The sequence below is a fragment of the Rhizobium gallicum bv. gallicum R602sp genome (assembly GCF_000816845.1).
GTDB lineage: Bacteria > Pseudomonadota > Alphaproteobacteria > Rhizobiales > Rhizobiaceae > Rhizobium > Rhizobium gallicum.
Map to the genome: position 1 here is coordinate 1418838 of NZ_CP006877.1, position 19983 is coordinate 1438820.

A 19983-nucleotide genomic window follows, 5' to 3' on the forward strand; every position below is an offset into this window, starting at 1 on the left:
ATTTTGCGCTTTACGCTGCGCTGCAAGGGTTTTCGTCCGTTGCGGTCTTGACGTCGTGTTTCCCACCCCGCAATCTCCGCACGCAAAGCTAGAGCGTTTCTGTGGAGAGAAGACGATTCGGCTGCGTTCGTGGCCGGAGGGGGGAGTGCTCTGGCACTTTTGGAGGAAAGAGCGAAATGATAATTCTTTTGTGCGTAATTGCATGCGGTCTGCTCTCGGTGGTTTATGCCGTCTGGGCAACCCGCTCGGTACTGGCGGCCGATCAGGGAAACAGCCGCATGCAGGAAATCGCGGGTTACATCCGTGAAGGCGCGCAGGCCTATCTCATGCGCCAGTACAAGACGATTGCGATTGTCGGCATCGTTGTTTTCATCGCAGCCTGGCTGCTTCTCTCCGGCATGGCCGCCATCGGCTTTCTGATCGGCGCCGTGCTTTCCGGTGCCGCCGGCTTTATCGGCATGCACGTCTCCGTTCGCGCCAACGTCCGCACGGCGCAGGCCGCATCTCACAGCCTCTCGGCCGGCCTCGATATCGCCTTCAAATCCGGTGCCATCACCGGCATGCTCGTCGCCGGTTTGGCACTGCTCGGCGTATCCATCTATTATTTCATCCTGACCAGCCTGCTCGGCCATGAAAGTGGTTCGCGCGAAGTCATCGATGCGCTCGTCGCGCTCGGCTTCGGTGCCTCGCTGATTTCGATCTTCGCTCGTCTGGGCGGCGGCATCTTCACCAAGGGCGCCGATGTCGGCGGGGATCTCGTCGGCAAGGTCGAGGCAGGCATTCCGGAAGACGATCCGCGCAACCCGGCGACGATCGCAGATAATGTCGGCGACAATGTCGGCGACTGCGCCGGCATGGCCGCCGACCTTTTCGAAACCTATGCCGTTTCCGTCGTCGCAACCATGGTTCTCGCCTCAATCTTCTTTGCCGGGGCACCGATCCTGCAGTCGGCGATGGTCTATCCGCTGGCAATCTGCGGCGCCTGCATCCTCACCTCGATCGTCGGTACCTTTTTCGTCAAGCTTGGAACCAACGGCTCGATCATGGGCGCACTCTATAAGGGCCTTATCGTCACCGGCCTCCTTTCGATCGTCGGCCTAGGCGCTGCGACATCGTTGACGGTGGGCTGGGGGTCGCTCGGACAGGCCGGCGGTGTGGATGTTACCGGTACCAATCTCTTCTTCTGCGGCCTCGTCGGCCTCTTGGTTACGGCGCTCATTGTCGTCATCACCGAATATTATACCGGCACCAACAAACGCCCTGTCAATTCGATCGCCCAGGCATCCGTGACCGGCCACGGCACCAACGTCATCCAAGGCCTTGCGGTCTCGCTGGAATCGACGGCGCTGCCTGCGATCGTCATCGTTGCCGGTATTATCGGCACCTACCAGCTCGCCGGCCTCTTCGGCACCGGCATCGCCGTCACCGCCATGCTCGGCCTTGCCGGTATGATCGTTGCACTCGATGCCTTCGGTCCCGTGACCGACAACGCCGGCGGCATTGCCGAAATGTCCCATCTGCCGCCGGAAGTCCGGAAGTCGACGGACGCGCTCGACGCCGTCGGCAATACGACGAAAGCCGTGACAAAAGGCTACGCGATCGGCTCTGCCGGACTCGGCGCGCTGGTGCTTTTTGCGGCCTATTCCTATGACCTCAAATATTTTGCGGCAAATGGCGACAAGTTTCCCTACTTCGCAGGCATAGGGGAGATTTCATTCGATCTCTCCAACCCCTACGTGGTGGCCGGATTGATCTTCGGTGGGCTCATTCCCTACCTCTTCGGCGGTATCGCCATGACGGCTGTCGGCCGAGCCGCCGGCGCAATCGTCGAGGAAGTGCGCCGTCAGTTCAAGGAAAAGCCGGGCATCATGCAGGGCACGGAAAAGCCGGACTACGGCAAGGCCGTCGACCTTCTGACCAAGGCCGCAATCCGCGAGATGATCATCCCCTCGCTATTGCCGGTCCTAGCTCCGATCGTCGTTTATTTCGGTGTTCTGCTGGTCTCCGGCTCCAAGGCCTCGGCCTTCGCCGCACTCGGCGCATCGCTCCTCGGCGTCATTATCAACGGCCTGTTCGTCGCCATCTCGATGACATCGGGCGGCGGTGCATGGGACAACGCGAAGAAGTCATTCGAGGACGGATTCGTCGACAAGGACGGCGTACGCCACATGAAGGGCTCGGACGCACACAAGGCCTCCGTGACCGGCGATACGGTCGGCGATCCTTACAAGGACACCGCAGGTCCAGCCGTCAATCCGGCAATCAAGATCACAAACATCGTCGCCTTGCTGCTCTTGGCGGTCTTGGCCTGATCGAAGAAGAAACCCGCCGGAGCGATCCGGCGGGTTTGTCTGTTGGGGCGGATATTTATCGGATACTTGCAGGATTCTGCGGATTGCCTGAAGGCGTTCCGAACAGGCTCTTTGCTGCACCGCCCGCGCCGCCTGCCAGAACCTGCTGCAGGAAGGTCAGTTCGCGGCCGCCGGTCGGGGTCACGCGCGAAATCGTATCGAAGACCCTGCCGTCCTGGAGCGTGTAATTCGCGCGGCGCGCGACGACGCCGTCCTTATCGAAGTAGATCGCAAGCACGCTCTGGTCGACGACCTTCAGTTTCTGGAAGGCGACGGAGCGCGTGCGCCTCTGCGAGATGTAATAGAAGACCTCGGTGTCGAACGTTGCCGTCGTCGAAGGCGTGCCGAGCGACAGAAGCACCTGTTCGCGGCTCGAGCCTTCCGGAACGAGATTGAGGGATTGCTCGTCGACAATATAGCCGCCGTTAAGCACTGTTCCCGTTTGGCAACCTGTGAGGCCTGCTGAGGCAATCATGATGGCGATGGCTGCGCTGCTGAAGAATTTTATGTCAGACTTGAAATACCGTTTCTTCAACGACATCTACTCCCTTGAGGTCTCGATAGGCAGCTTTCCGGCCCTGCAATCACCGCTGATGCAAAACCTTTGTGGCCTTTCCGGGGTCGAATACTCCCAATTCCCCGAGATCGGGCCGACAAGGGCACTGTCCCGAAAGTGGCCACCTTCGGCATTGCAATTCGCGCCTGCTTCGGTAAACCAGCTTTCGAAATCATGCAACACGGCCCACGCAACTCCGCGTGAAGAACGAGGCTTTTCCGGAAGAAACAATGATCTTCGGGCTCTTTCGAAAGAAAAACAACAATCAGGCGATCGTCGGACGGCAGTATTCGGTGCTGACTGCCGCAGCCCGTATGCCGCAATTCTACGAGACCATGCATGTTCCGGACACCGTGATGGGCCGTTTCGAGATGCTGTCGCTGGTAATGATCCTCTTCTTCCGCCGCACACGCTCCTGCCAAACCAGTGGACAGGAAATTGCCCAGGAGATCGTCGATGCCTTCTTTGAGGATATCGACCATTCGATCCGCGAACTCGGCATCAGCGACAACGGGGTTCCGAAACGCATGAAGAAGCTTGCCGGCATGTTCTACGGACGTCTCGAATCCTATTCGGCGGCAATCGACAGCGGCGACCGCGCGGCCCTTGCCGCAGCCCTTAACCGCAATATCCATCCACAAGCCGCCGACGCTTACGACATGACGGCGCTTGCCAACTGGATGTTTGGCGCCGAAGCCGATCTGTCGGCCCAGTCCGAGGAGCGGATCGCCACCGGCTCGGCGACGCTGCCACAGGCAGCGTAAGGAGGACCCCAATGAAACATCGCAAAGACGACATTCCATTTTCTTACCTAGTCAAGGTCGGCCATATCTCCGCAAACCCTGTCGAAGTGCACCTCAAAGCGGACGAGAAAGAGCGCAAAGCGCTTGCCCAACGCTGGGATGTACTGTCCGTCGACGATCTGCGTGCGGACCTGCAGATTAATCGCTGGAAGAAGGATGGCGTCCGCGTGAAGGGCAGGGTGCAGGCAAAGATCGTTCAGGCCTGCGTGGTGACGCTCGACCCGGTACCTGCCGATATCGACGAGCAGTTCGAGCAGATCTACGTGCCCGAGAATTCGAAACTCGCCCGGCACCCGGCCAATGATGCCGGCGAAATGGTTCTCGATCCTGACGGATCGGACCTGCCTGACACCTTCGTTGGCGACACGATCGACGCGGGAGAAGTGGTGATGGAATTCGCCGCGCTGGCGATCGATCCCTATCCCCGCAAGAAGGGTGTCGAGTTCTCCGGCCATATCGAAGATACGGGTGAAAACGATAAGAAGCCTTCTGCCTTTGGGGTACTCAAGGATTGGCAGAAGGACTGAACACCCGTGGGGTATTTGACACAATTCAGTTGTAAGCGATAGGAAAACCGGTATTTTGGCCGAAATTTTCGCTCCCCTCAGGCGAAAGAAAAGGATCAGGGACGCGTGATCAGAATATCTCTCGACCTCATGGGTGGCGACTTTGGTCCCCAGGTTGTCATCCCCGGTGCCGCGAAAGCATTGGAAAGGCACCCGGATATCTCCTTCGTCTTTTTTGGACTGAAAGAGCAGTGCGATCCGGTTCTCGCCAAGTTTCCGAAGGTGAGGGAAAAGTCCGTCTTCCACGATTGCGAACTTGCCGTTCGCATGGACGAGAAGCCCAGCCAGGCGCTGCGCCGCGGCCGATATATTTCCACCATGTGGCGCTCGATCGAGGCCGTGAAGACGGGCGACGCTGATGTCGCCGTTTCCGCGGGAAACACCGGCGCTCTGATGGCCATGGCAAAGTTCTGTCTGCGCACGATGGCCAATATCGAGCGCCCGGCGATTGCGGCCATTTGGCCGACGCTGCGAGGCGAGAGCATCGTTCTCGATGTTGGCGCGACGATCGGCGCTGATTCTCAGCAGCTGATGGACTTCGCCCTGATGGGCGGCGCCATGGCGCGCGCCCTCTTCGAACTCGAACGGCCGACGATCGGCCTGCTGAACGTCGGCGTCGAAGAGATGAAAGGCCAGGAAGAAGTCAAGGAAGCAGGCCGGCTGCTTCGCGAGGCCAATATCGATTCGCTCGAATATTCCGGTTTCGTCGAAGGCGACGACATCGGGAAAGGCACCGTCGATGTCGTCGTGACCGAAGGCTTTTCGGGCAATATCGCCTTGAAGGCGGCAGAAGGTACGGCAAAACAGATTGCCGCATACCTGCGTGCTGCGATGTCCCGCACGCTGCTTGCCAGGATCGGCTATCTCTTTGCCAAGAGCGCCTTCGACATGCTTCGCGAAAAGATGGACCCGAGCAAGGTCAATGGCGGCGTATTCCTTGGTCTCAACGGCATCGTCATCAAGAGCCATGGCGGCGCCAATGCAGACGGCATCGCTGCTGCCATCGAGGTCGGCTATGATATGGCCAAGAATGGCCTCAATCAGAAAATAGAAAACGATCTCAAGAAATATCATGCCAAGCGGTTACCCCCGATGGGGCCGGAAGCCGCATGAGCAACGAGGTTTAACCAGAATGATCCGTTCAGTGGTTCGCGGGTTCGGAGCCGCACTTCCGAAACGCGTAATGACCAATCGCGAGTTGGAAGATGTCGTCGATACGTCTGACGAGTGGATTGTCCAACGCACCGGCATCCGCCAGCGACATATCGCAAGCGATGACGAGACCACGTCTTCGCTCGGCGAGCGGGCTGCGCGTGCGGCGCTCGACAAGGCAGGGCTGACGCCTGCCGACATCGATCTCATCATCTGCGCCACCTCGACGCCGGACAACACTTTCCCGGCGACGGCGGTCAATATCCAGAACCGTCTCGGCATGCACCACGGCTTCGCCTTCGACGTTCAGGCGGTCTGCACCGGCTTCGTCTATGCCGTGACGACGGCCGACGCCTATATCCGTGGCGGCCTCGCCAGGCGTGCCCTCGTGATCGGTGCGGAAACCTTCTCGCGCATCCTCGATTGGAACGACCGCACCACCTGCGTGCTTTTCGGCGACGGCGCCGGCGCGATCGTGATCGAGGCTGCCGAAGGTGAGGGTACGACAGCCGATCGCGGCATCCTGACGGCGCATCTTCGCTCCGATGGCTCGCACAAGGAGAAACTCTTCGTCGATGGCGGCCCGTCCACCACCGGCACCGTCGGCAAGCTGCGCATGGAAGGCCGCGAGGTCTTCAAATATGCCGTTGGCATGATCACCGACGTAATCCAGGCCGCCTTCGATTCGACGGGTACGACCGCCGAAGATCTCGACTGGCTTGTGCCGCACCAGGCGAACCGCCGCATCATCGACGGCTCCGCCAAGAAGCTGCATATCGCCCCCGAGAAGGTCGTCATCACTGTCGACCTGCACGGCAACACCTCAGCCGCCTCGATCCCGCTCGCACTTGCCACTGCAGCAGGCGATGGACGCATCAAGAAAGGCGATCTGGTGATGCTGGAGGCGATGGGCGGCGGCTTCACCTGGGGTGCTTTGCTGCTGCGCTGGTGACGGCGAAGAATCGCAAAAAACTGGCGACGAACAAGAGCTTGACCGTAAGGCGCAAGACAAATAGTCTTTGCTCGCTTTTAAAAAATATTTTGTAGAATTGGCGGGGAGACCATGACCGGAAAGACAGTGACGCGAGCAGACCTGGCGGAATCGGTTTTCCGGAAGGTCGGTCTCTCCAGGACCGAATCCGCCGAACTCGTCGAGACCGTGCTCGACGAAATCTGCAACGCCATCGTCCGCGGCGAAACCGTCAAGCTTTCCTCCTTCGCCACCTTCCAGGTCCGCGATAAGAATGAGCGCATCGGCCGCAACCCCAAGACGGGCGAAGAAGTGCCGATCTCGCCCCGCCGGGTGATGACCTTCAAGGCTTCGAACGTCCTGAAGACCCGTATTCTCAAGGCGCACACCCTGCGCAAGGTCAAGCAGAAGCCCGCAAATCCGGCCATGTAAGGGTGCAATGGGATAAGTTGAATATCTGTCCCTGATTGCTGCCTCCTGATCATTTTTCTCCAACCGCGCTTTCGGGCTTGTGGGTACGCGAAGACATGACTTGAATTCAACGCCGCAAACCGTTGAAATATGATGAGTCGCGGTTTGGACCGCCACCGGTGATCGCGTAGGGAGTACGACCTTGGACAAGAGCCCCGATGCCTTCCGAACAATCAGCGAAGTCGCTGACGACCTCGATCTGCCGCAACACGTTCTGCGTTTTTGGGAAACGCGCTTTCCGCAGATAAAGCCAATGAAGAGGGGCGGCGGGCGCCGCTATTACCGGCCGGAAGACGTGGATCTGCTGAAGGGCATCCGCCATCTCCTTTACGACCATGGCTATACGATCAAGGGCGTTCAGAAGCTCCTGAAGACCAACGGCAACAAGTTCGTCGTCGCTGTCGCGCAAGGCGATCTCGCCAGCGTCGAGGCGCTTGCCGCGGGTGGCAGGGACAGCGCTCCGGGTGAACCGCGCGTCGGCATTGCGGAGGAGGATCAGCTGGTCGGCCGCGCAAAGCCGCCGATTACCCGCCGCTTCTTCAATTTCGTCGCCGGCGACGACGATCAGTCTGAAGTCTCGATCGGCAAGTCGAGCGTCAGCAAGGAGGACAGGGCGCTTCTGCAGGAGGCGCTCTACGATCTTCTGGAATGCAAGCGCCTTCTCGATCAAGTGCGCTAAAAATCCTTGTGCCTTAGGAATGCGGCCCGTGACCGGGCACTGGACGGTGACAGACGGGGTGACGAAGGTCGGCCAATTCCAGGCGGTATCGTCGACGCCGATTGCCGTCTCCCATGGAAAATTTCGCCGGAAGCAGCGTCTTTTCCGACGGGAGGGTAGGCGAATCCGGCGCTCGCAGCGGTGGTGCTCGCATGCGGCTGGCGGTAGCTGCACCCGTCATGCGCCGGGAAGGCTGATCATCGCCGGCTCTGGACCAAGGCTTCCTGAGGATGAGATGCCTGTGTCTTGCTCTCGGAGGACATGGGCGCGAAGCTTTTGAGCTTCGCGCCTAATCTGATCACTCAAGGATTTGAATGACGCGGTGCGTCTGAGGTTCGACGATCACTCTGCGATTGTTGACGACGGTATAAGCATAACCGTCCATATCCGGGACCTCGTGGATTTCAACCGTCTCCGGAAGCGTCGTTCCGACGACGACATCGCCCTCATAGACGACGGAAGGTACCTGCTGCTCCATCACATAGGTGCGAACTTCCCCCGGCAAGACGATGGAGCCGGTGGGTGCAGGGTCGACGATTACCGTACTCTGCGCGAAGGCGGTAGAGCAGACCGTCAGCGTTACGGCGGCCGTAGCCAGCATGGTCTTGCGCATAGTGCAAACTCCTTTTCCTACCCAGCCTTGATCAAAAAACGCCCCCACGGGTCCGTTGTTCCGGAAAAGGTCGCAGCCGCCTGCTGCTTCGCTGACGAGGCACCGACCTTGGCAAAGCCGCCGGCATCTGTTTAGAGAGGATCGCACGAAAGGACTCGTGCACAGAGAATCGACAGAAAACAGAGAGACAATCCTGATCTCCGTCCGCCTTTCTGCTTACAAAGCCCGTTTTCACAAGGAATTCCCCTGTGTCCTCACTCAATGTACCCGGCAAAGCCTACGATGCATTCCTCTTCGACATGGACGGCACGCTGCTTAACTCCATAGCGGTCGTTGAGCGTATCTGGGGCGATTGGGCAAAGGATCACGGCCTCGAGCCGGAAGTGTTCCTGAAGACGATACACGGCGTCCGTGCCAGCGACACCATCCGTCAACTGGCACTTCCCGGTGTGGATCCGATGCTTGAAGCGAAAAAACTCCTGATCGAGGAAATGGAAGACGTCGACGGCATCGTGCAGATCCCCGGCGCAGTCCGCTTTCTGAACGGCATTCCCGCCAACAGATGGGCGATCGTCACCTCCGCCCCATTTGAACTCGCCAAGCGACGCATGGCCGCCGCCGGCATCCCGATGCCGAAGGTCATCGTCACCGGCGAGGAAGTCCAGGCAGGCAAGCCTAGCCCGGAATGCTACCTGCTCGGCGCCAGCCGCCTGGGTGTCGATCCGAAACGCTGCTTGGTCTTCGAAGACGCGGTTGCGGGCATACTTGCGGGAGAAGGAGCAGGAGCCGATGTCACCGTCATTACCACGACACATGCCACGCCCTTCGAAACACCGCACTTCTCGATTTCGGACTACGAGGCATGGACCGTGACGACAATCGGAGGCATCGGAATCGGAATCGTCGGAGCATAAGTGGCACATCGGCTTTTTGCGCGGAGTACGGCTTTTTCCGCTTGCATTGGGCGACACGAAAAAACTAAACGAAACAAGCTGTTTCGGCAGGTCGAGGCGTAGCGCAACCAGGTAGCGCACTTGACTGGATCAAGGGCGCTGGTTCGATATAGGGATCAGCGAAATTGTTGAGGCCTAGCGAATGAGGCATGTGACGGAATGTAGCGCAGTCTGGTAGCGCACTTGACTGGGGGAAATGGTCCTCTAGTCCAAATTTTCGCCTTATTTCAATACCTTAGAAGTGCTACTTGAATCTCTCGTGGGACTTTTGGTGGGACTTGCTGTCATCTCCAATGCGTTCCGCAGATCGTCGCCCAGAGCGTGCGCATAGCCGGCTGCGACCACGTCTTCTATCGTCTTATTGTCGTCGACGAAGCGGCCGATATCGGCGCGTATGGCCGATTTCAGGCCAGGCGGAAGTTGCTCCCATGGACGCTGCGTCATGCCGGCGACCAGCTTGCGAGCGACCGTCTTGTCCGGCCCGTCACCCGCGGTGCGAAGGTCGCGATAGAGCTTGGCAACAGGATCCTCGCGGACGACCTTCGCTTCTTCGATCTGATCGGTCTTGCTCATGTCAGATGTCTCCCGAGAGATAGATGCGGAGCATCGAGCGCGCATCGTCGGCGTGGTTCTTGATTTGAAAGGTGCTGCCGGGCTCGATCCGCTACTGCAGGGCGTCGAGTTCGAAGATCGTCACGCTGTCGCGCTGGCTGACGAGATCGGGCACCTTTGAATGCGCGACGGAAAGCAGGTGTGTTGTGCCTTCGACGGCCTGCCCCTGCTCTTCGCCTTCATCGACGTCCCGCCACTTCCGGAAGATGGCGCGCACGCCTGAGCGCGGTCTGCCCGGACCAGGTGCCCGGCTTCCACTTGGCGAAGTTCGGATGATCGTAGGAGGCGCCGACATAGGCCGCCGAAGACATGGCCCGGTTCTTTGCCATCTGCAGGCGCACAGCCGCCCTCACTTGTGGAGCAAGCGGCTTTGCATCGGGACCGAGGATCTGCATCTGCGCGCTCATCCGAAGATCACGCCGCGGCTGCGCGCACGAGCCAACGAACGCAGTCCAAGCTGCGCTTCGAGCTGACGGATGTCATCAGCTTGATTTTGTCGGCCAGCGCCGCTGGCTCGCCCGGCTTTCTCGTCTCCGCATAGGCAAGCTCCCAATGCGCGGGCACATCAATCACGTAGTTAAGCCAGTTCTCCCGCATAAGCTCTAAGTCTTCCGGACACCTGATAAGCAAGCCGACGATATACTGAGCCCACGCCTCGCGGAAGTTGTCCTTGTATATCGTGCGACCGCTGCCGAGGGCATGCATTGCCTTCTCGGCAAGAGTGTCGGCTGGCGCAAAGAACTCCTTCTCGATGTCTGCTGCCTCCTCAGGTGGCACGCTCTTCATGGAGTAAAGCTTACTGAGATAGCCCGTCGTTTAGGCGAACCCTCCCGGATATGCAGACCATTTTCCGTCAGCTCGTATATCGTGAGCAGGCCGTTTGTCGTCCATCGCTTCCTGTAGAATTTTGGGATGTAATGGTGGGCCTCGGCGGTGTTCTGAATCGGCTGGCTCATGCCAAGATTCTGCACTGTTGCGTTGCAGAAGGAAGAGCTGCGCCTTGCTAGCCCACAGCTAGGCTATTAGATTGTATTCGCCGCGACGACCGCTTTTGATGCTGTGGACGGCTCCTCCGCCGGCATCGCGATGTGCCATATTTGCGGTGTTGTTCAGGAACCGCATGGGAGGAGCCATCCATGGAAGAGATTACCACGATTGGACTCGACATTGCTAAGTCGGTGTTCCAGGTGCACGCCATTTCCGCGACCGGCACGGTCGTCATCCGCCGACAGTTGAAGCGCCGCTTTGTTCTTCAGTTCTTCGCGAGCCTCAAACCCTGCCTCGTGGGCATAGAAGCCTGCGCAACCGCGCATCATTGGGGTCGAGAGCTGGCAAATCTCGGGCACGAGGTCCGGCTGATGCCGCCGCGCTATGTGAAGCCTTACGTCAAACGCAACAAGAACGATGCGGCGGATGCAGAGGCAATATGCGAGGCGGTGACACGGCCGAACATGCGGTTTGTGCCGATCAAGACAGCCGATCAACAATCGATCCTGATGCTTCATCGGACCCGCATGCTGTTCATTCGCCAGCGGACTATGACCATCAATGCTGTTCGCGCCCATCTCGCCGAGTTCGGCATTGTTGCGGGGATCGGTCGTAATGGACTGCTTGAGCTTCTCCATCTCATTCGGAAGGGCGAGAAACCTGAGATACCGGCGGAGGCATGTTTATGTCTTGCCGCTTTAGCGGACCAAGTCGACCTCTTGAAGCAGCGTATACTGGAAATGGATCGGCAAATCATGAGGTGGCACCGCGCTCACGAACTCAGTCGTAAGCTCGAAGGAATTCCAGGTGTTGGTCCATTGGTGGCAACAGCACTGGCTGCCAGTATTCCCGATCCCAGCGTCTTTCGTTCCGGTCGTGATCTGAGTGCCTGGATTGGCTTAGTCCCGAAACAAAACTCTAGTGGAGGCAAGGAGAAACTCGGTGGGATCAGCAAGGCCGGGAATCGATATCTGAGGCAGCTATTGGTGGTCGGCGCGTTGGCGGTGATCAAGAGAGCGAAGCTATTGGGCTACGCCCGCCATCCTTGGCTGGTCTCACTGATGGAGCGCCGTTCGGCAAAGGTCGCGGCGGTAGCACTCGCCAACAAGATAGCGCGGATTGCCTGGGCGATGATGAGCCGCAACGAACCCTATCGAGCAATCCCGGTCACCGCCGAAAGGTGAAACACGGCGCAAGCGTCGTGAACGTCTTTGGTAAGAGCAGGAGACTTATAACGCACCTACGCCAGTCGGCCCAAGGACAGCCTTCGGCCCGTAGCTGCCGCTCGCCGATACCGCCGGTATGTCCGTGCATGGCTCGCGACGCGGACGTTTACCTTTCCTGGCAAGGTTCGGCCTTGAACAACTGCCGGTGCAGCGGTGTGCTAATCGCACCCGGGACTGCAAACCCGTCTCCCCTCATGCATAGACGCCTGCGCATTGTATCTAATTTCGAGACAATGCGGTCCGTTTTCATCGCCTACTGCGATTATCCGAACCCGATTAGATTTCTGCTCACACCAGTTAGCCATCAACATGGAAACGGTGGACGAAACGTCAAACACGGAGAACTGCCATGCTCACCCGTAGAGGCCTCATCAAGAGCGCAGCGGCGCTTTTTGCAGCGGGAACCGTTTCGGGCGGCTTCACCCCGGCCCTCGCGAAGGCACCCTTTCAGCCTTTCCAGGCTCCCGGCTTTTACAGAATGAAGCTTGGGAACTTCGAACTGACGGCGCTTTCGGATGGTACTATTCCGTTGCCGCTTCCGGAGCTTTACACAAACACCGACGCCGAAGATGCGCGCAGAGCGCTGGCTGCGGCGTTCATGGGCACGCCCACAGATACGTCGGTCAACGCCTTCCTCGTCAACACGGGGGACAGGCTGGTGCTGATCGACGCCGGCACAGGCGCCTATCTCGATGGTGCGCTCGGCGAGCTCGTCGCCAATCTCGAGGCGGCCGGCTACAAAGCGGACCAGATTGACGACATCATCCTGACGCATATCCATACCGACCATTCCGGCGGGCTGACGATCAAGGGCAAGCCGGTGTTCGCCAACGCGACCGTTCACGTCAACAAGCGTGAACATGATTTCTGGATGGAAACGCCTGGGGAAAGCCGATCGGCCAACGTGCCGCTAAGCTATTTCGTCGAGGCGCATGAGAGTCTGGGGCCCTATGCCGAAGCCGGCAGGGTTCGCACCTTCGCCGATAATGCCGGAATCCTGCCGGGCATCGGCTCGATCCTGCGGGCCGGGCACACGCCGGGGCACAGCTCGATAGTCGTGGAAAGCGCAGGCGCAAAGATCGTTTTCTGGGGCGACATTACCCATGGAAACGTGCTTCAGTTCGACGAGCCGGACGTGGCGATCCAGTTCGATACGGATCAGGCCGAGGCGATTCGTGCCAGGGAGGCGGCCTTCGCGGATGCGACCGACGGCAAATACCTGGTGGCCGGCGCTCACATTGCCTTTCCGGGCATCGGCCATGTTCGCCGCGATGCGACGAATTACGAATGGGTTCCCGTCAATTATGCCTCTTGAAAACGACCCATCGCGGCGCAACGGAGCGGAGCCCGTTGCGCCGGTTTCATGTCCGGGCGGCACCGGTCGCGATCAGTCCCGGCTTCAATAGGCCCCGTGCGACCAGCGAACTGCTTGCGACCACCCGGAACAAGAAGCCTCCTCACCACGCCCTGCCGCAGAGCCGTTCAGTGCGAAGCAGCAGCATTCTCGTCGCGGATCTCAGCAAGCTTCAGCCTCGGCACCAGAAAGTCGAGAAACGCCCTGACCTTTGGCGGCTGGATACGTCCGCCTGCTCTCATCGCGTAAAGCGTGGGGGCCGGTCCGGACCATTCGGGCAGCACGTGGACGAGGCGTCCTGCCGCGACGTCCGCCCTGACACGGAGATGACTGGTCATTTGCAGGCCTTCGCCGGCCAGCAGAAAGCCGTGCAACCCTTCGGGATCGCTGGCCACCGCAACGGGCCGTACCGGAAACTCGTTGCACCGCCCCTCGCGCGTCAGAGGCCAGGCGTGGACCGGCTTGTCGAAATAGAACTGTGTCAACAGGCAAGCGTGATCTGCGAGCTCTGCCGGATTCGAAGGGCTTCCGTGCCTTTCAAGATAAGCGGGAGCCGCATATATGCCCATTGGCAGATCGCCAAGTCGGCGGGCAGTGAGCGAGGAATCGGGCATGGGTCCCTCCCACAGACGCAGGGCGATATCAATATCCTTGGCAACGACATCCAGCACCTCATGGGCCAGAAGCAACTGTGGATAGACATCCGGGTAGAACCTTCTGAATTCGCTGAGCACCGGCGCTAAAATGCGGGTCGACAACCAATGTGGAGATGTGATCCTGAGCCAGCCCTTGGGATGTTGCTGCAGCTCGGCCACAGCGTTTTCGGCATCTTCGATATCTTTGACCAAGCCCTCGCAACGCTGGAAGTAGATCGTGCCGGCTTCGGTGAGCTTCAGGCTGCGCGTTGTCCTGTGGAGAAGCTGGGCCCCTAACCGCGCCTCCAATTCCTGAACTTTGCGGCTGATCCGCGTCTTCGGCGTTCGCAGCGCCCGTGCGGCACCGGTGAAGCTGCCCTCCTGCACGACCTTTACGAACGCCGCCGTGTCGCTGAAGTCACGCAGCATGGACCACCCCCATTTATCCTGAATTCGGGACAATGAAGACCGATCTCGCCGGATAATCAAGCCAATTCAATTCCTCTATTTCTCGCATCGATCGCTGCCAAAAAGGGATTCCCGGTTGATCTCCTTGCGCGCCATTGCTTCTCCTAAGCTTACTAAAACCTCGTCGCGTTCATCCTCGTCTAGGCGTGTTAGCTTGCGTGGGCTTATCGTCCGTTAACCTTGTGGGGGTAAGGGCTGCCGAACGCTAAGTGAACGCCCGGGGACTCTGGTGGGACTTTCTGCTCTAACTCGCGCTTTTTCGTACGTTCCGTTCCATTTTTATTCTCACTCGTCGATTTTTCCCTTGCGCCTAAAAACCCAAAAGACTAACAGGATCAAGCCGTTTCGGCGTAACGGAATGTAGCGCAGTCTGGTAGCGCACTTGACTGGGGGTCAAGGGGTCGTCGGTTCAAATCCGGCCATTCCGAGATTTTTACTCGTTCATTCAACGAGTTATCGTTGGGTATACGAAAAGGCGGCTGGTGGGGCAACGTCCGACTGGCCGCTATTTCTATCTGGAACAGTTACTTCGGGCTCTGAACAGAGTTAAACGATAATAGATTCAATAATTTACAGAGTTCCATTTTTGGCGTCACCTGTTTTGGAACGTCGCAGTCGACGCCAGGCAAATCCAGTGCTTGTTGAACAAGTCCGCCTCAAAAATGTCTTCGCCCATATAAAGGCGAGCCCGGCAGCGGATGCCCATCGTCGCGGGCGTTACACGGTTGAAAGGCGCAGATCTTGGTCGCGCTTCGGTAGACCCGATTGCCAAATTCCCTTGCCGGAGCATACATCTAGTCCAGTCGCCCCGACCATTTATCACATTCACATCTCAGGAAAAACTTGACCGAGAGCTCGTCATGGCAGCGCTGGAAGAAACCGGCCGCTCGCGAAAGCGTGATGAGCTGTTATCATGCAGCGCCGGTGTTTCCGGAACAAGCCCGTCCCCTTAGGGTTAGCCTGCCGTCACCCACGCAACACTGGAGGACGTTATGCCAACAAAACTTTTAGCAGCATCCATTCTGGCCCTCGGCATGGCAACATCGGCTTCCTATGCCCAGAGCCAAGGCGCTTCGGCCAGCTCAACGCGTTCGCCCCCATCGGTGCAGGAAGGGGAAGACTATCCTTTCGGCAACAATAGCAATGCGCCTGCTGGGGTTGATCCCAATGTAACCGGCAGCACGACCATGACTCGGGGAGGCTCCATGGAAGGCAATTGCTCTGCGTACGACAAGGCGCGGACCTCTCCTGGTCGCGGCGACGACCAGACCGACATGGCAGAATTATGTGGTAACAAGTAACCGATGTGCTTCCTAGGAAAGGCCGGTGTCGCACCGGCCTTTCCTTTGCTTGTGTCCACTCAATCGGCGCTGTCGACTACATCACGCCGTCTTACGAGCTTGAGGCTTCTGTCCGGTTGAATGATGTAGGTTTCCTCCACCCATCGGCCGGTCGGGTCGATAAATTGATGGGGCAGAACAGAGCCGGGTGGCGATTTGCTAAGCCGCACCGGTGGCTGGCCTCCATATGTGATGCTTCCGCGTATCGGCTCAATTCCTTCGGAGCCGCTGGTGCAGCCGGATAACACCAGAGCAGCTATCAAAATCGTCAGTCGAATTCCCATTACTATTGGCCTTCAAATGTTTTGCCGCGTAACGGCGCAACGTTTCCGTGTCGCGCGCCTCTGGCGCACCAAGTAAATGGTGCTCTGTTTTATGCGGGAAAGCGTAAGCTCGACTGGCATGCAAAAAAAGCAGGCAGATCGCCAGTCAGGGCGCCGGCACAAGCGCAGGCGCGCCGGAATCCAGCCTGCGACCACGAGACATTTGTTCCAGTTGCCAAGCCGGAAATCGGCGCGCATATTATCTATATCGTCGGCCATGGATGGGCGGCCGGCGAATGATGCTAGTTGTGCTTTCGCCCTCATGGGAAGTGCGGCTCGATGCTCGATACACCTTTTCATCCCCGTGATCTGCCGCTCTTTTCGGAAGACCTAGATGTGATTTCCGGCGTGTTGGATGTCGTCTGCAAGGCGAGGGGACTAAGCCGCAACACCCCCGAAGCCGAGCACCTCGGCGCGCTGATCATCCAGCTCTATCGCCAGGGCGCCAAGGACAGCACGAAACTCGCCGCCCTTGCGAAGGCCTATCTCTAGTCCTCACTTTTCCTCGACGGAAATGCCGTTCTGGCCGATGCGAAGTTCGATGCCATCGGGCTTGCGTTCCTCATTAAAAATATAGGCGCCAAGGCCGACAATGACGACGACCAAGGCGCCGATGACGAAATACAGACCATTGTTGCGGTTCAAGATGTTTTCCCCAACGTTTTGATATCGAAAGAAAAACGCGTAAGGATCCCTTTGGTTCCTTGCGCGGGCCACACTCAGTCGTCGTTGGTGGCGTTGAGGTTTTCGGGCCGGATGCCGTCGTCGCTTGACGTGCGCGCCCGCAGACGCACGCCGGGGCCGCCTTCGTCCTGATTGCCGCTGGCGATAAAGATCACGCCGGCTGCCTCCAGCGCGTGCTTGGCGGCAAGGAATGCGCCGGGCTCGCCCATTCCGTCGCCGTCTTCGAGCGCCTCTATAGCTTCCGGCGTCAGGCCGGACGCAGCGGCAAGCTCATCGATGCTCATCCCGGTCATGGCGCGCGCGCCGCGTATCTGCATTCCTGTGATCATGCTTGGAAGTTTAGCGCGAATGCCGCCGTTCTCAAGTACTTAGACCGCGCTATGGCCGGGGAAACTCTGCCGGTAGCGATGTTCGAGTGCGGCGCACCCCCAGACAATGCCGAGGAGAAGATAGACATGCCGCCAATGGTCGATGTCGATCACGTTGCCGATGACTGCGTGGCCGATGATGCAGATCCAGGCGATCATCAGATAAGGCTGCCAGGGCCGATCCCTGAGGAGGTTCTTGAGGCCGAGGTAAAGCGTCCACACGAGTAGCGACACGTAGGAGACGAAGCCGAGCCAGCCATAGGTCGTCAGCGTCTTCAGCCAGATATTGTGCTCGTCTTCCGGAAAGATGGTGCCGAACACCATCGGGCCGAGACCGAGCGGCCTTTCCATCATCATCTGAAAGCCGATGCGGTGGCGGTCGAAGCGGCCGAGATATTCGCCGTCATATTCCTGGACGAGCTGTGCGCGGGTGCTGAACAAATCGCTGACCTGCGGGAATTGAAGCGCAATCAGAAGGGCTGCGACCATCAAAACGATCGCCAGAAGCGAGAGGATGAGGATGCGCAGCCGGAAAGCGCCGCTTCGCTCCTTCAGGAGCATCAGGAAGATGAGCAGCACCACACCGAGCAGGAAGAGGCCCCAGGCGGCGCGCGAAAAGGACAGGAATACGCCGAGCGCAACGATCAGCAGCGCGGCGGCGCGCAACGGCGAGGTCTTCAGGTCGCGCGTCAATATGCCGTGGATGAGATAGAGGGACGGTACGACCAGGAACGGTCCGAAGACGTTCGGATCCTGGAATGCGCCCTTCGCGCGGTCGTAGAGCGTGAAGACCTCGGCGCCGGGAAAGGCATGGAAATATCCAAGTATACCGAGCAACGAGGTGATGACGGCTGCAAAGACCCAGGCATTGAAGATCAGCGGCAGCCGCTTGGCGCTGTCTTCAATGATGGCCGCATAGAAGACAGAGGTCAGGGCAAGGAAGGTCGAGACCGCGACATACATCGGCCCGCCGGTCATGTCCTTCATTTGCGTCAGTGAAAGCATGCCGCCGACATTGAAGGTCAGGAGCAGGGTCAGAAGCATCGCGGTGAAGCGCGAGATTCGAAGGCCGAGGATAAACCAGATGCCGACGAGCCCCGCCATCCACAGTTCGTAAGGCGCAGGCTCATTGATGACGAAGCCAGCGAGGAAGACGCCGAAGGCAACCATCGCCGAGCCGATGAAGCGCAGTGCGGCGCGCTGCGGTTGGGCGACGTGGGAATATGCCGCCTCGATCGGGCTCAATAGGCGTTTTCCGTGTTGAGTAACCGCACCGGCGTCAGGAACAATATCTTGAGATCGAACCAGAGCGACCAGTTCTCGATATAGTAGAGGTCGTAGGCGGTGCGGAACTTGATCTTGTCGTCATTGTCGATCTCGCCGCGCCAGCCGTTGATCTGCGCCCAGCCGGTCACGCCGGGCTTCACGCGGTGACGGGCGAAATAGCCTTCAACGATGTCGCCCCAGGCGCGATCTTTGGTCTGCGCCAGGACTGCATGCGGCCTGGGGCCGACGAGCGAGAGATCGCCTTTCAGCACATTGAATAGTTGCGGCAATTCATCGATCGAGGATTTGCGGATGAAGCGGCCGACCGACGTCACGCGCGGATCGCCCTTGGTCACTACGACCTTGGCGTTGTGATCACTCATGTTGGTGTACATCGAGCGGAACTTGAAGACGTTGATGACCTCATTGTTGAAGCCGTGCCGCTTCTGCATGAAGAAGACTGGACCCTTGGACGTCAGCTTGATTGCAATGGCCGTCAGGATCATCACCGGCCAGAGCAAAACAAGCGCAAGCGATGCGAAGAAGATGTCGAAGCCTCGTTTGGCGACCGAGTCCCAATCACGGATCGGCTTCTTGAAAATGTCGAGCATCGGCACGGAGCCGATATGCGAATAGGCACGCGGTCGGAACCGCAGGCGGTTGGCATGTGCCGCAAGGCGGATATCGACCGGCAGGATCCAAAGTTTTTTGAGAAGCTGCAGGATGCGCGCCTCGGCGCTCAGCGGCAGCGCGATAATCAGCATGTCGATCCGGGTCAGCCGTACGAATTCGACCAGTTCGGCAACGGTGCCGAGCTTCGGATAGCCTGCGACCATGACCGGCGAGCGCTTCTCGCCCCGGTCGTCGAATATGCCGCATATGCGGATATCGTTGTCTGCCTGCTGCTCGAGAACGCGGATCAGATCCTTGGCAGGTTCGCCGCCGCCGACGATCACGGCGCGGCGCTCCATGACGCCGTTGCGCGCCCAGTTGCGGATGCCGTAGGCGACCAGGAAGCGTGAGCCGAGCAGGAAGACTGAGGCAAGCGAGAACCAAGCAACATGCAGGTTTATCTCTGCCCATGCTAGATCGCGGAAGAGCGAAAAGATCGCTTCCGTCACGGCAAAGGCAGCCGCCCAGGCGCCGAAGATGCGCGGAAGCAGACGAATGCGCGCCCGCAGAGCCGGAATGGAATAGGTATCCGAAAGCTGCAGCGCCATGACGCCCAACGCTGCCGCGGCAGCTGCTATGCCCGCCCGCGCGCCAAGGCTTTCGCTGCCGTCTCCAGGCCAGATCAGGAAGGCGAGCAGCCCGATTGCGAATTGAGAGACGAATTCGAAGAGGCGCAGCTGGCCGATGACCATCGACGGGGAACGCGTTCCCTCGCGGAACTGTTCGGCAATCTGCCGGGCATAGGCGTTGATCTCTCCGGGGGTTTCCTTCCCGCCACCGTCTGCGTTGGCAGCGGAAACCCGCTTGCGCAGGGCTTCCACGTCGAACTGATCGCTCTTTTCTGCTTTGTTCATAAGGCTTCAGCCGCTCGTTGTTTCAAACGGCATTAGCAGAA

23 protein-coding genes, 1 tRNA gene and 1 pseudogene are annotated in these 19983 nt (G+C 58.9%); 13 read left to right on the forward strand and 12 right to left on the reverse strand.

Going from position 1 to position 19983, the window contains the following annotated elements; all coding sequences use genetic code 11:
• Positions 1 to 176: 176 nt before the first annotated feature.
• Positions 177 to 2312, forward strand: a complete 2136-nt coding sequence (locus tag RGR602_RS06940) for a sodium-translocating pyrophosphatase (protein ID WP_039844511.1) — start codon at positions 177 to 179, stop codon at positions 2310 to 2312.
• A gap of 55 nt (positions 2313 to 2367) precedes the next feature.
• On the opposite strand, the gene RGR602_RS06945 is transcribed toward RGR602_RS06940, so the two are convergent.
• Positions 2368 to 2892, reverse strand: a complete 525-nt coding sequence (locus tag RGR602_RS06945; RefSeq protein WP_039844512.1) for an outer membrane protein assembly factor BamE — start codon at positions 2890 to 2892, stop codon at positions 2368 to 2370.
• 189 nt (positions 2893 to 3081) lie between these two features.
• Here RGR602_RS06945 and RGR602_RS06950 point away from each other — a divergent pair.
• The 6 genes and pseudogenes from RGR602_RS06950 (at position 3082) to RGR602_RS06975 (ending at position 7548) form a co-directional block, all read left to right on the forward strand.
• Positions 3082 to 3671: pseudogene (locus RGR602_RS06950) on the forward strand (ubiquinol-cytochrome C chaperone family protein).
• An 11-nt stretch (positions 3672 to 3682) separates the two neighbouring features.
• Positions 3683 to 4237, forward strand: a complete 555-nt coding sequence (locus RGR602_RS06955) for a YceD family protein (RefSeq protein ID WP_039844514.1) — start codon at positions 3683 to 3685, stop codon at positions 4235 to 4237.
• A gap of 105 nt (positions 4238 to 4342) precedes the next feature.
• On the forward strand, positions 4343 to 5389 hold the full coding sequence (gene plsX / locus RGR602_RS06960) for a phosphate acyltransferase PlsX (RefSeq protein WP_039844515.1): 1047 nt from the start codon (positions 4343 to 4345) through the stop codon (positions 5387 to 5389).
• A 19-nt stretch (positions 5390 to 5408) separates the two neighbouring features.
• Entirely contained in the window at positions 5409 to 6380 is a 972-nt protein-coding gene (locus RGR602_RS06965) for a beta-ketoacyl-ACP synthase III (protein ID WP_039844516.1), read from the forward strand.
• A gap of 111 nt (positions 6381 to 6491) precedes the next feature.
• Positions 6492 to 6830, forward strand: coding sequence for an integration host factor subunit alpha (locus tag RGR602_RS06970; protein WP_022714764.1), 339 nt, complete (start codon positions 6492 to 6494; stop codon positions 6828 to 6830).
• A gap of 181 nt (positions 6831 to 7011) precedes the next feature.
• On the forward strand, positions 7012 to 7548 hold the full coding sequence (locus RGR602_RS06975) for a MerR family transcriptional regulator (RefSeq protein WP_039844517.1): 537 nt from the start codon (positions 7012 to 7014) through the stop codon (positions 7546 to 7548).
• 337 nt (positions 7549 to 7885) lie between these two features.
• On the opposite strand, the gene RGR602_RS06980 is transcribed toward RGR602_RS06975, so the two are convergent.
• Positions 7886 to 8200: a DUF1236 domain-containing protein gene (locus RGR602_RS06980; RefSeq protein WP_039844518.1), complete on the reverse strand. Its 315-nt coding sequence runs from the start codon at positions 8198 to 8200 to the stop codon at positions 7886 to 7888.
• Between the two features lie 299 nt (positions 8201 to 8499).
• Here RGR602_RS06980 and RGR602_RS06985 point away from each other — a divergent pair, with 299 nt between their 5' ends.
• Positions 8500 to 9114 (forward strand): HAD family hydrolase, encoded by a 615-nt coding sequence (locus RGR602_RS06985; RefSeq protein WP_210263627.1) that lies wholly within the window; start codon positions 8500 to 8502, stop codon positions 9112 to 9114.
• A gap of 261 nt (positions 9115 to 9375) precedes the next feature.
• On the opposite strand, the gene RGR602_RS06990 is transcribed toward RGR602_RS06985, so the two are convergent.
• The 4 genes from RGR602_RS06990 to RGR602_RS07005 all read right to left on the reverse strand — a co-directional run bounded on the left by RGR602_RS06990 (position 9376) and on the right by RGR602_RS07005 (position 10551).
• Entirely contained in the window at positions 9376 to 9726 is a 351-nt protein-coding gene (locus RGR602_RS06990) for a hypothetical protein (protein ID WP_052451499.1), read from the reverse strand.
• 91 nt (positions 9727 to 9817) lie between these two features.
• On the reverse strand, positions 9818 to 9982 hold the full coding sequence (locus RGR602_RS36940; RefSeq protein WP_203226207.1) for a hypothetical protein: 165 nt from the start codon (positions 9980 to 9982) through the stop codon (positions 9818 to 9820).
• On the reverse strand, positions 9945 to 10172 hold the full coding sequence (locus RGR602_RS07000; protein WP_039844520.1) for a hypothetical protein: 228 nt from the start codon (positions 10170 to 10172) through the stop codon (positions 9945 to 9947). Before RGR602_RS07000 ends, RGR602_RS36940 begins: the two co-directional genes overlap by 38 nt.
• 7 nt (positions 10173 to 10179) lie before the next feature.
• Positions 10180 to 10551 (reverse strand): hypothetical protein, encoded by a 372-nt coding sequence (locus RGR602_RS07005; RefSeq protein ID WP_039844521.1) that lies wholly within the window; start codon positions 10549 to 10551, stop codon positions 10180 to 10182.
• 350 nt (positions 10552 to 10901) lie between these two features.
• Between RGR602_RS07005 and RGR602_RS07010 the strand changes: the two genes are divergently transcribed.
• Positions 10902 to 11936, forward strand: a complete 1035-nt coding sequence (locus RGR602_RS07010) for an IS110 family RNA-guided transposase (RefSeq protein WP_039844522.1) — start codon at positions 10902 to 10904, stop codon at positions 11934 to 11936.
• Between the two features lie 391 nt (positions 11937 to 12327).
• Complete coding sequence (locus tag RGR602_RS07015) at positions 12328 to 13293, forward strand: MBL fold metallo-hydrolase (RefSeq protein WP_039844523.1); 966 nt, start codon at positions 12328 to 12330, stop codon at positions 13291 to 13293.
• 167 nt (positions 13294 to 13460) lie between these two features.
• Here RGR602_RS07015 and RGR602_RS07020 read toward each other — a convergent pair whose 3' ends face one another.
• Entirely contained in the window at positions 13461 to 14396 is a 936-nt protein-coding gene (locus RGR602_RS07020) for a LysR family transcriptional regulator (RefSeq protein WP_039844524.1), read from the reverse strand.
• A 393-nt stretch (positions 14397 to 14789) separates the two neighbouring features.
• On the opposite strand from RGR602_RS07020, the gene RGR602_RS07025 reads away from it, so the two are divergent.
• Together RGR602_RS07025 and RGR602_RS36945 are read left to right on the forward strand one after the other, a co-directional pair.
• A tRNA-Pro gene (locus RGR602_RS07025) sits at positions 14790 to 14863 on the forward strand.
• A 564-nt stretch (positions 14864 to 15427) separates the two neighbouring features.
• Positions 15428 to 15736, forward strand: coding sequence for a hypothetical protein (locus tag RGR602_RS36945; RefSeq protein WP_133940235.1), 309 nt, complete (start codon positions 15428 to 15430; stop codon positions 15734 to 15736).
• Between the two features lie 59 nt (positions 15737 to 15795).
• Here the strand turns inward: RGR602_RS36945 and RGR602_RS38140 are convergent, their stop codons facing one another.
• A complete protein-coding gene (locus RGR602_RS38140; protein ID WP_082046502.1) occupies positions 15796 to 16059 on the reverse strand; it encodes a hypothetical protein in 264 nt (87 codons plus the stop codon).
• 318 nt (positions 16060 to 16377) lie between these two features.
• On the opposite strand from RGR602_RS38140, the gene RGR602_RS07035 reads away from it, so the two are divergent.
• A complete protein-coding gene (locus RGR602_RS07035) occupies positions 16378 to 16590 on the forward strand; it encodes a hypothetical protein (RefSeq protein ID WP_039844526.1) in 213 nt (70 codons plus the stop codon).
• Positions 16591 to 16593: 3 nt separating this feature from the next.
• Here the strand turns inward: RGR602_RS07035 and RGR602_RS36950 are convergent, their stop codons facing one another.
• The 4 genes from RGR602_RS36950 to RGR602_RS07055 all read right to left on the reverse strand — a co-directional run bounded on the left by RGR602_RS36950 (position 16594) and on the right by RGR602_RS07055 (position 19942).
• Positions 16594 to 16743 carry a hypothetical protein gene (locus tag RGR602_RS36950; protein ID WP_039844527.1) on the reverse strand — a complete coding sequence of 50 codons (150 nt, stop codon included), beginning with the start codon at positions 16741 to 16743 and terminating at the stop codon, positions 16594 to 16596.
• Between the two features lie 74 nt (positions 16744 to 16817).
• A complete protein-coding gene (locus RGR602_RS07045) occupies positions 16818 to 17111 on the reverse strand; it encodes a helix-turn-helix domain-containing protein (protein ID WP_039844528.1) in 294 nt (97 codons plus the stop codon).
• Positions 17112 to 17150: 39 nt separating this feature from the next.
• A complete protein-coding gene (locus RGR602_RS07050) occupies positions 17151 to 18395 on the reverse strand; it encodes an O-antigen ligase family protein (RefSeq protein WP_039844529.1) in 1245 nt (414 codons plus the stop codon).
• Positions 18392 to 19942, reverse strand: coding sequence for an undecaprenyl-phosphate glucose phosphotransferase (locus tag RGR602_RS07055; protein ID WP_039844530.1), 1551 nt, complete (start codon positions 19940 to 19942; stop codon positions 18392 to 18394). Before RGR602_RS07055 ends, RGR602_RS07050 begins: the two co-directional genes overlap by 4 nt.
• Positions 19943 to 19983: the final 41 nt, after the last annotated feature.

Excerpts from the sequence above, each read along its gene's own strand:
- RGR602_RS36945 (WP_133940235.1), top strand. The coding sequence starts at position 15,428 with ATGCCAACAAAACTTTTAGCAGCATCCATTCTGGCCCTCGGCATGGCA.
- RGR602_RS07000 (WP_039844520.1), bottom strand. The coding sequence starts at position 10,172 with ATGAGCGCGCAGATGCAGATCCTCGGTCCCGATGCAAAGCCGCTTGCT.
- RGR602_RS38140 (WP_082046502.1), bottom strand. The coding sequence starts at position 16,059 with ATGGGAATTCGACTGACGATTTTGATAGCTGCTCTGGTGTTATCCGGC.
- RGR602_RS06980 (WP_039844518.1), bottom strand. The coding sequence starts at position 8,200 with ATGCGCAAGACCATGCTGGCTACGGCCGCCGTAACGCTGACGGTCTGC.
- RGR602_RS07035 (WP_039844526.1), top strand. The coding sequence starts at position 16,378 with ATGCTCGATACACCTTTTCATCCCCGTGATCTGCCGCTCTTTTCGGAA.
- RGR602_RS06990 (WP_052451499.1), bottom strand. The coding sequence starts at position 9,726 with ATGAGCAAGACCGATCAGATCGAAGAAGCGAAGGTCGTCCGCGAGGAT.
- RGR602_RS06955 (WP_039844514.1), top strand. The coding sequence starts at position 3,683 with ATGAAACATCGCAAAGACGACATTCCATTTTCTTACCTAGTCAAGGTC.
- RGR602_RS06965 (WP_039844516.1), top strand. The coding sequence starts at position 5,409 with ATGATCCGTTCAGTGGTTCGCGGGTTCGGAGCCGCACTTCCGAAACGC.
- RGR602_RS07010 (WP_039844522.1), top strand. The coding sequence starts at position 10,902 with ATGGAAGAGATTACCACGATTGGACTCGACATTGCTAAGTCGGTGTTC.
- RGR602_RS07015 (WP_039844523.1), top strand. The coding sequence starts at position 12,328 with ATGCTCACCCGTAGAGGCCTCATCAAGAGCGCAGCGGCGCTTTTTGCA.
- RGR602_RS07020 (WP_039844524.1), bottom strand. The coding sequence starts at position 14,396 with ATGCTGCGTGACTTCAGCGACACGGCGGCGTTCGTAAAGGTCGTGCAG.
- RGR602_RS06940 (WP_039844511.1), top strand. The coding sequence starts at position 177 with ATGATAATTCTTTTGTGCGTAATTGCATGCGGTCTGCTCTCGGTGGTT.
- RGR602_RS06970 (WP_022714764.1), top strand. The coding sequence starts at position 6,492 with ATGACCGGAAAGACAGTGACGCGAGCAGACCTGGCGGAATCGGTTTTC.
- RGR602_RS06945 (WP_039844512.1), bottom strand. The coding sequence starts at position 2,892 with ATGTCGTTGAAGAAACGGTATTTCAAGTCTGACATAAAATTCTTCAGC.
- RGR602_RS07005 (WP_039844521.1), bottom strand. The coding sequence starts at position 10,551 with ATGAAGAGCGTGCCACCTGAGGAGGCAGCAGACATCGAGAAGGAGTTC.
- RGR602_RS07055 (WP_039844530.1), bottom strand. The coding sequence starts at position 19,942 with ATGAACAAAGCAGAAAAGAGCGATCAGTTCGACGTGGAAGCCCTGCGC.
- RGR602_RS07045 (WP_039844528.1), bottom strand. The coding sequence starts at position 17,111 with ATGATCACAGGAATGCAGATACGCGGCGCGCGCGCCATGACCGGGATG.
- RGR602_RS06985 (WP_210263627.1), top strand. The coding sequence starts at position 8,500 with ATGGACGGCACGCTGCTTAACTCCATAGCGGTCGTTGAGCGTATCTGG.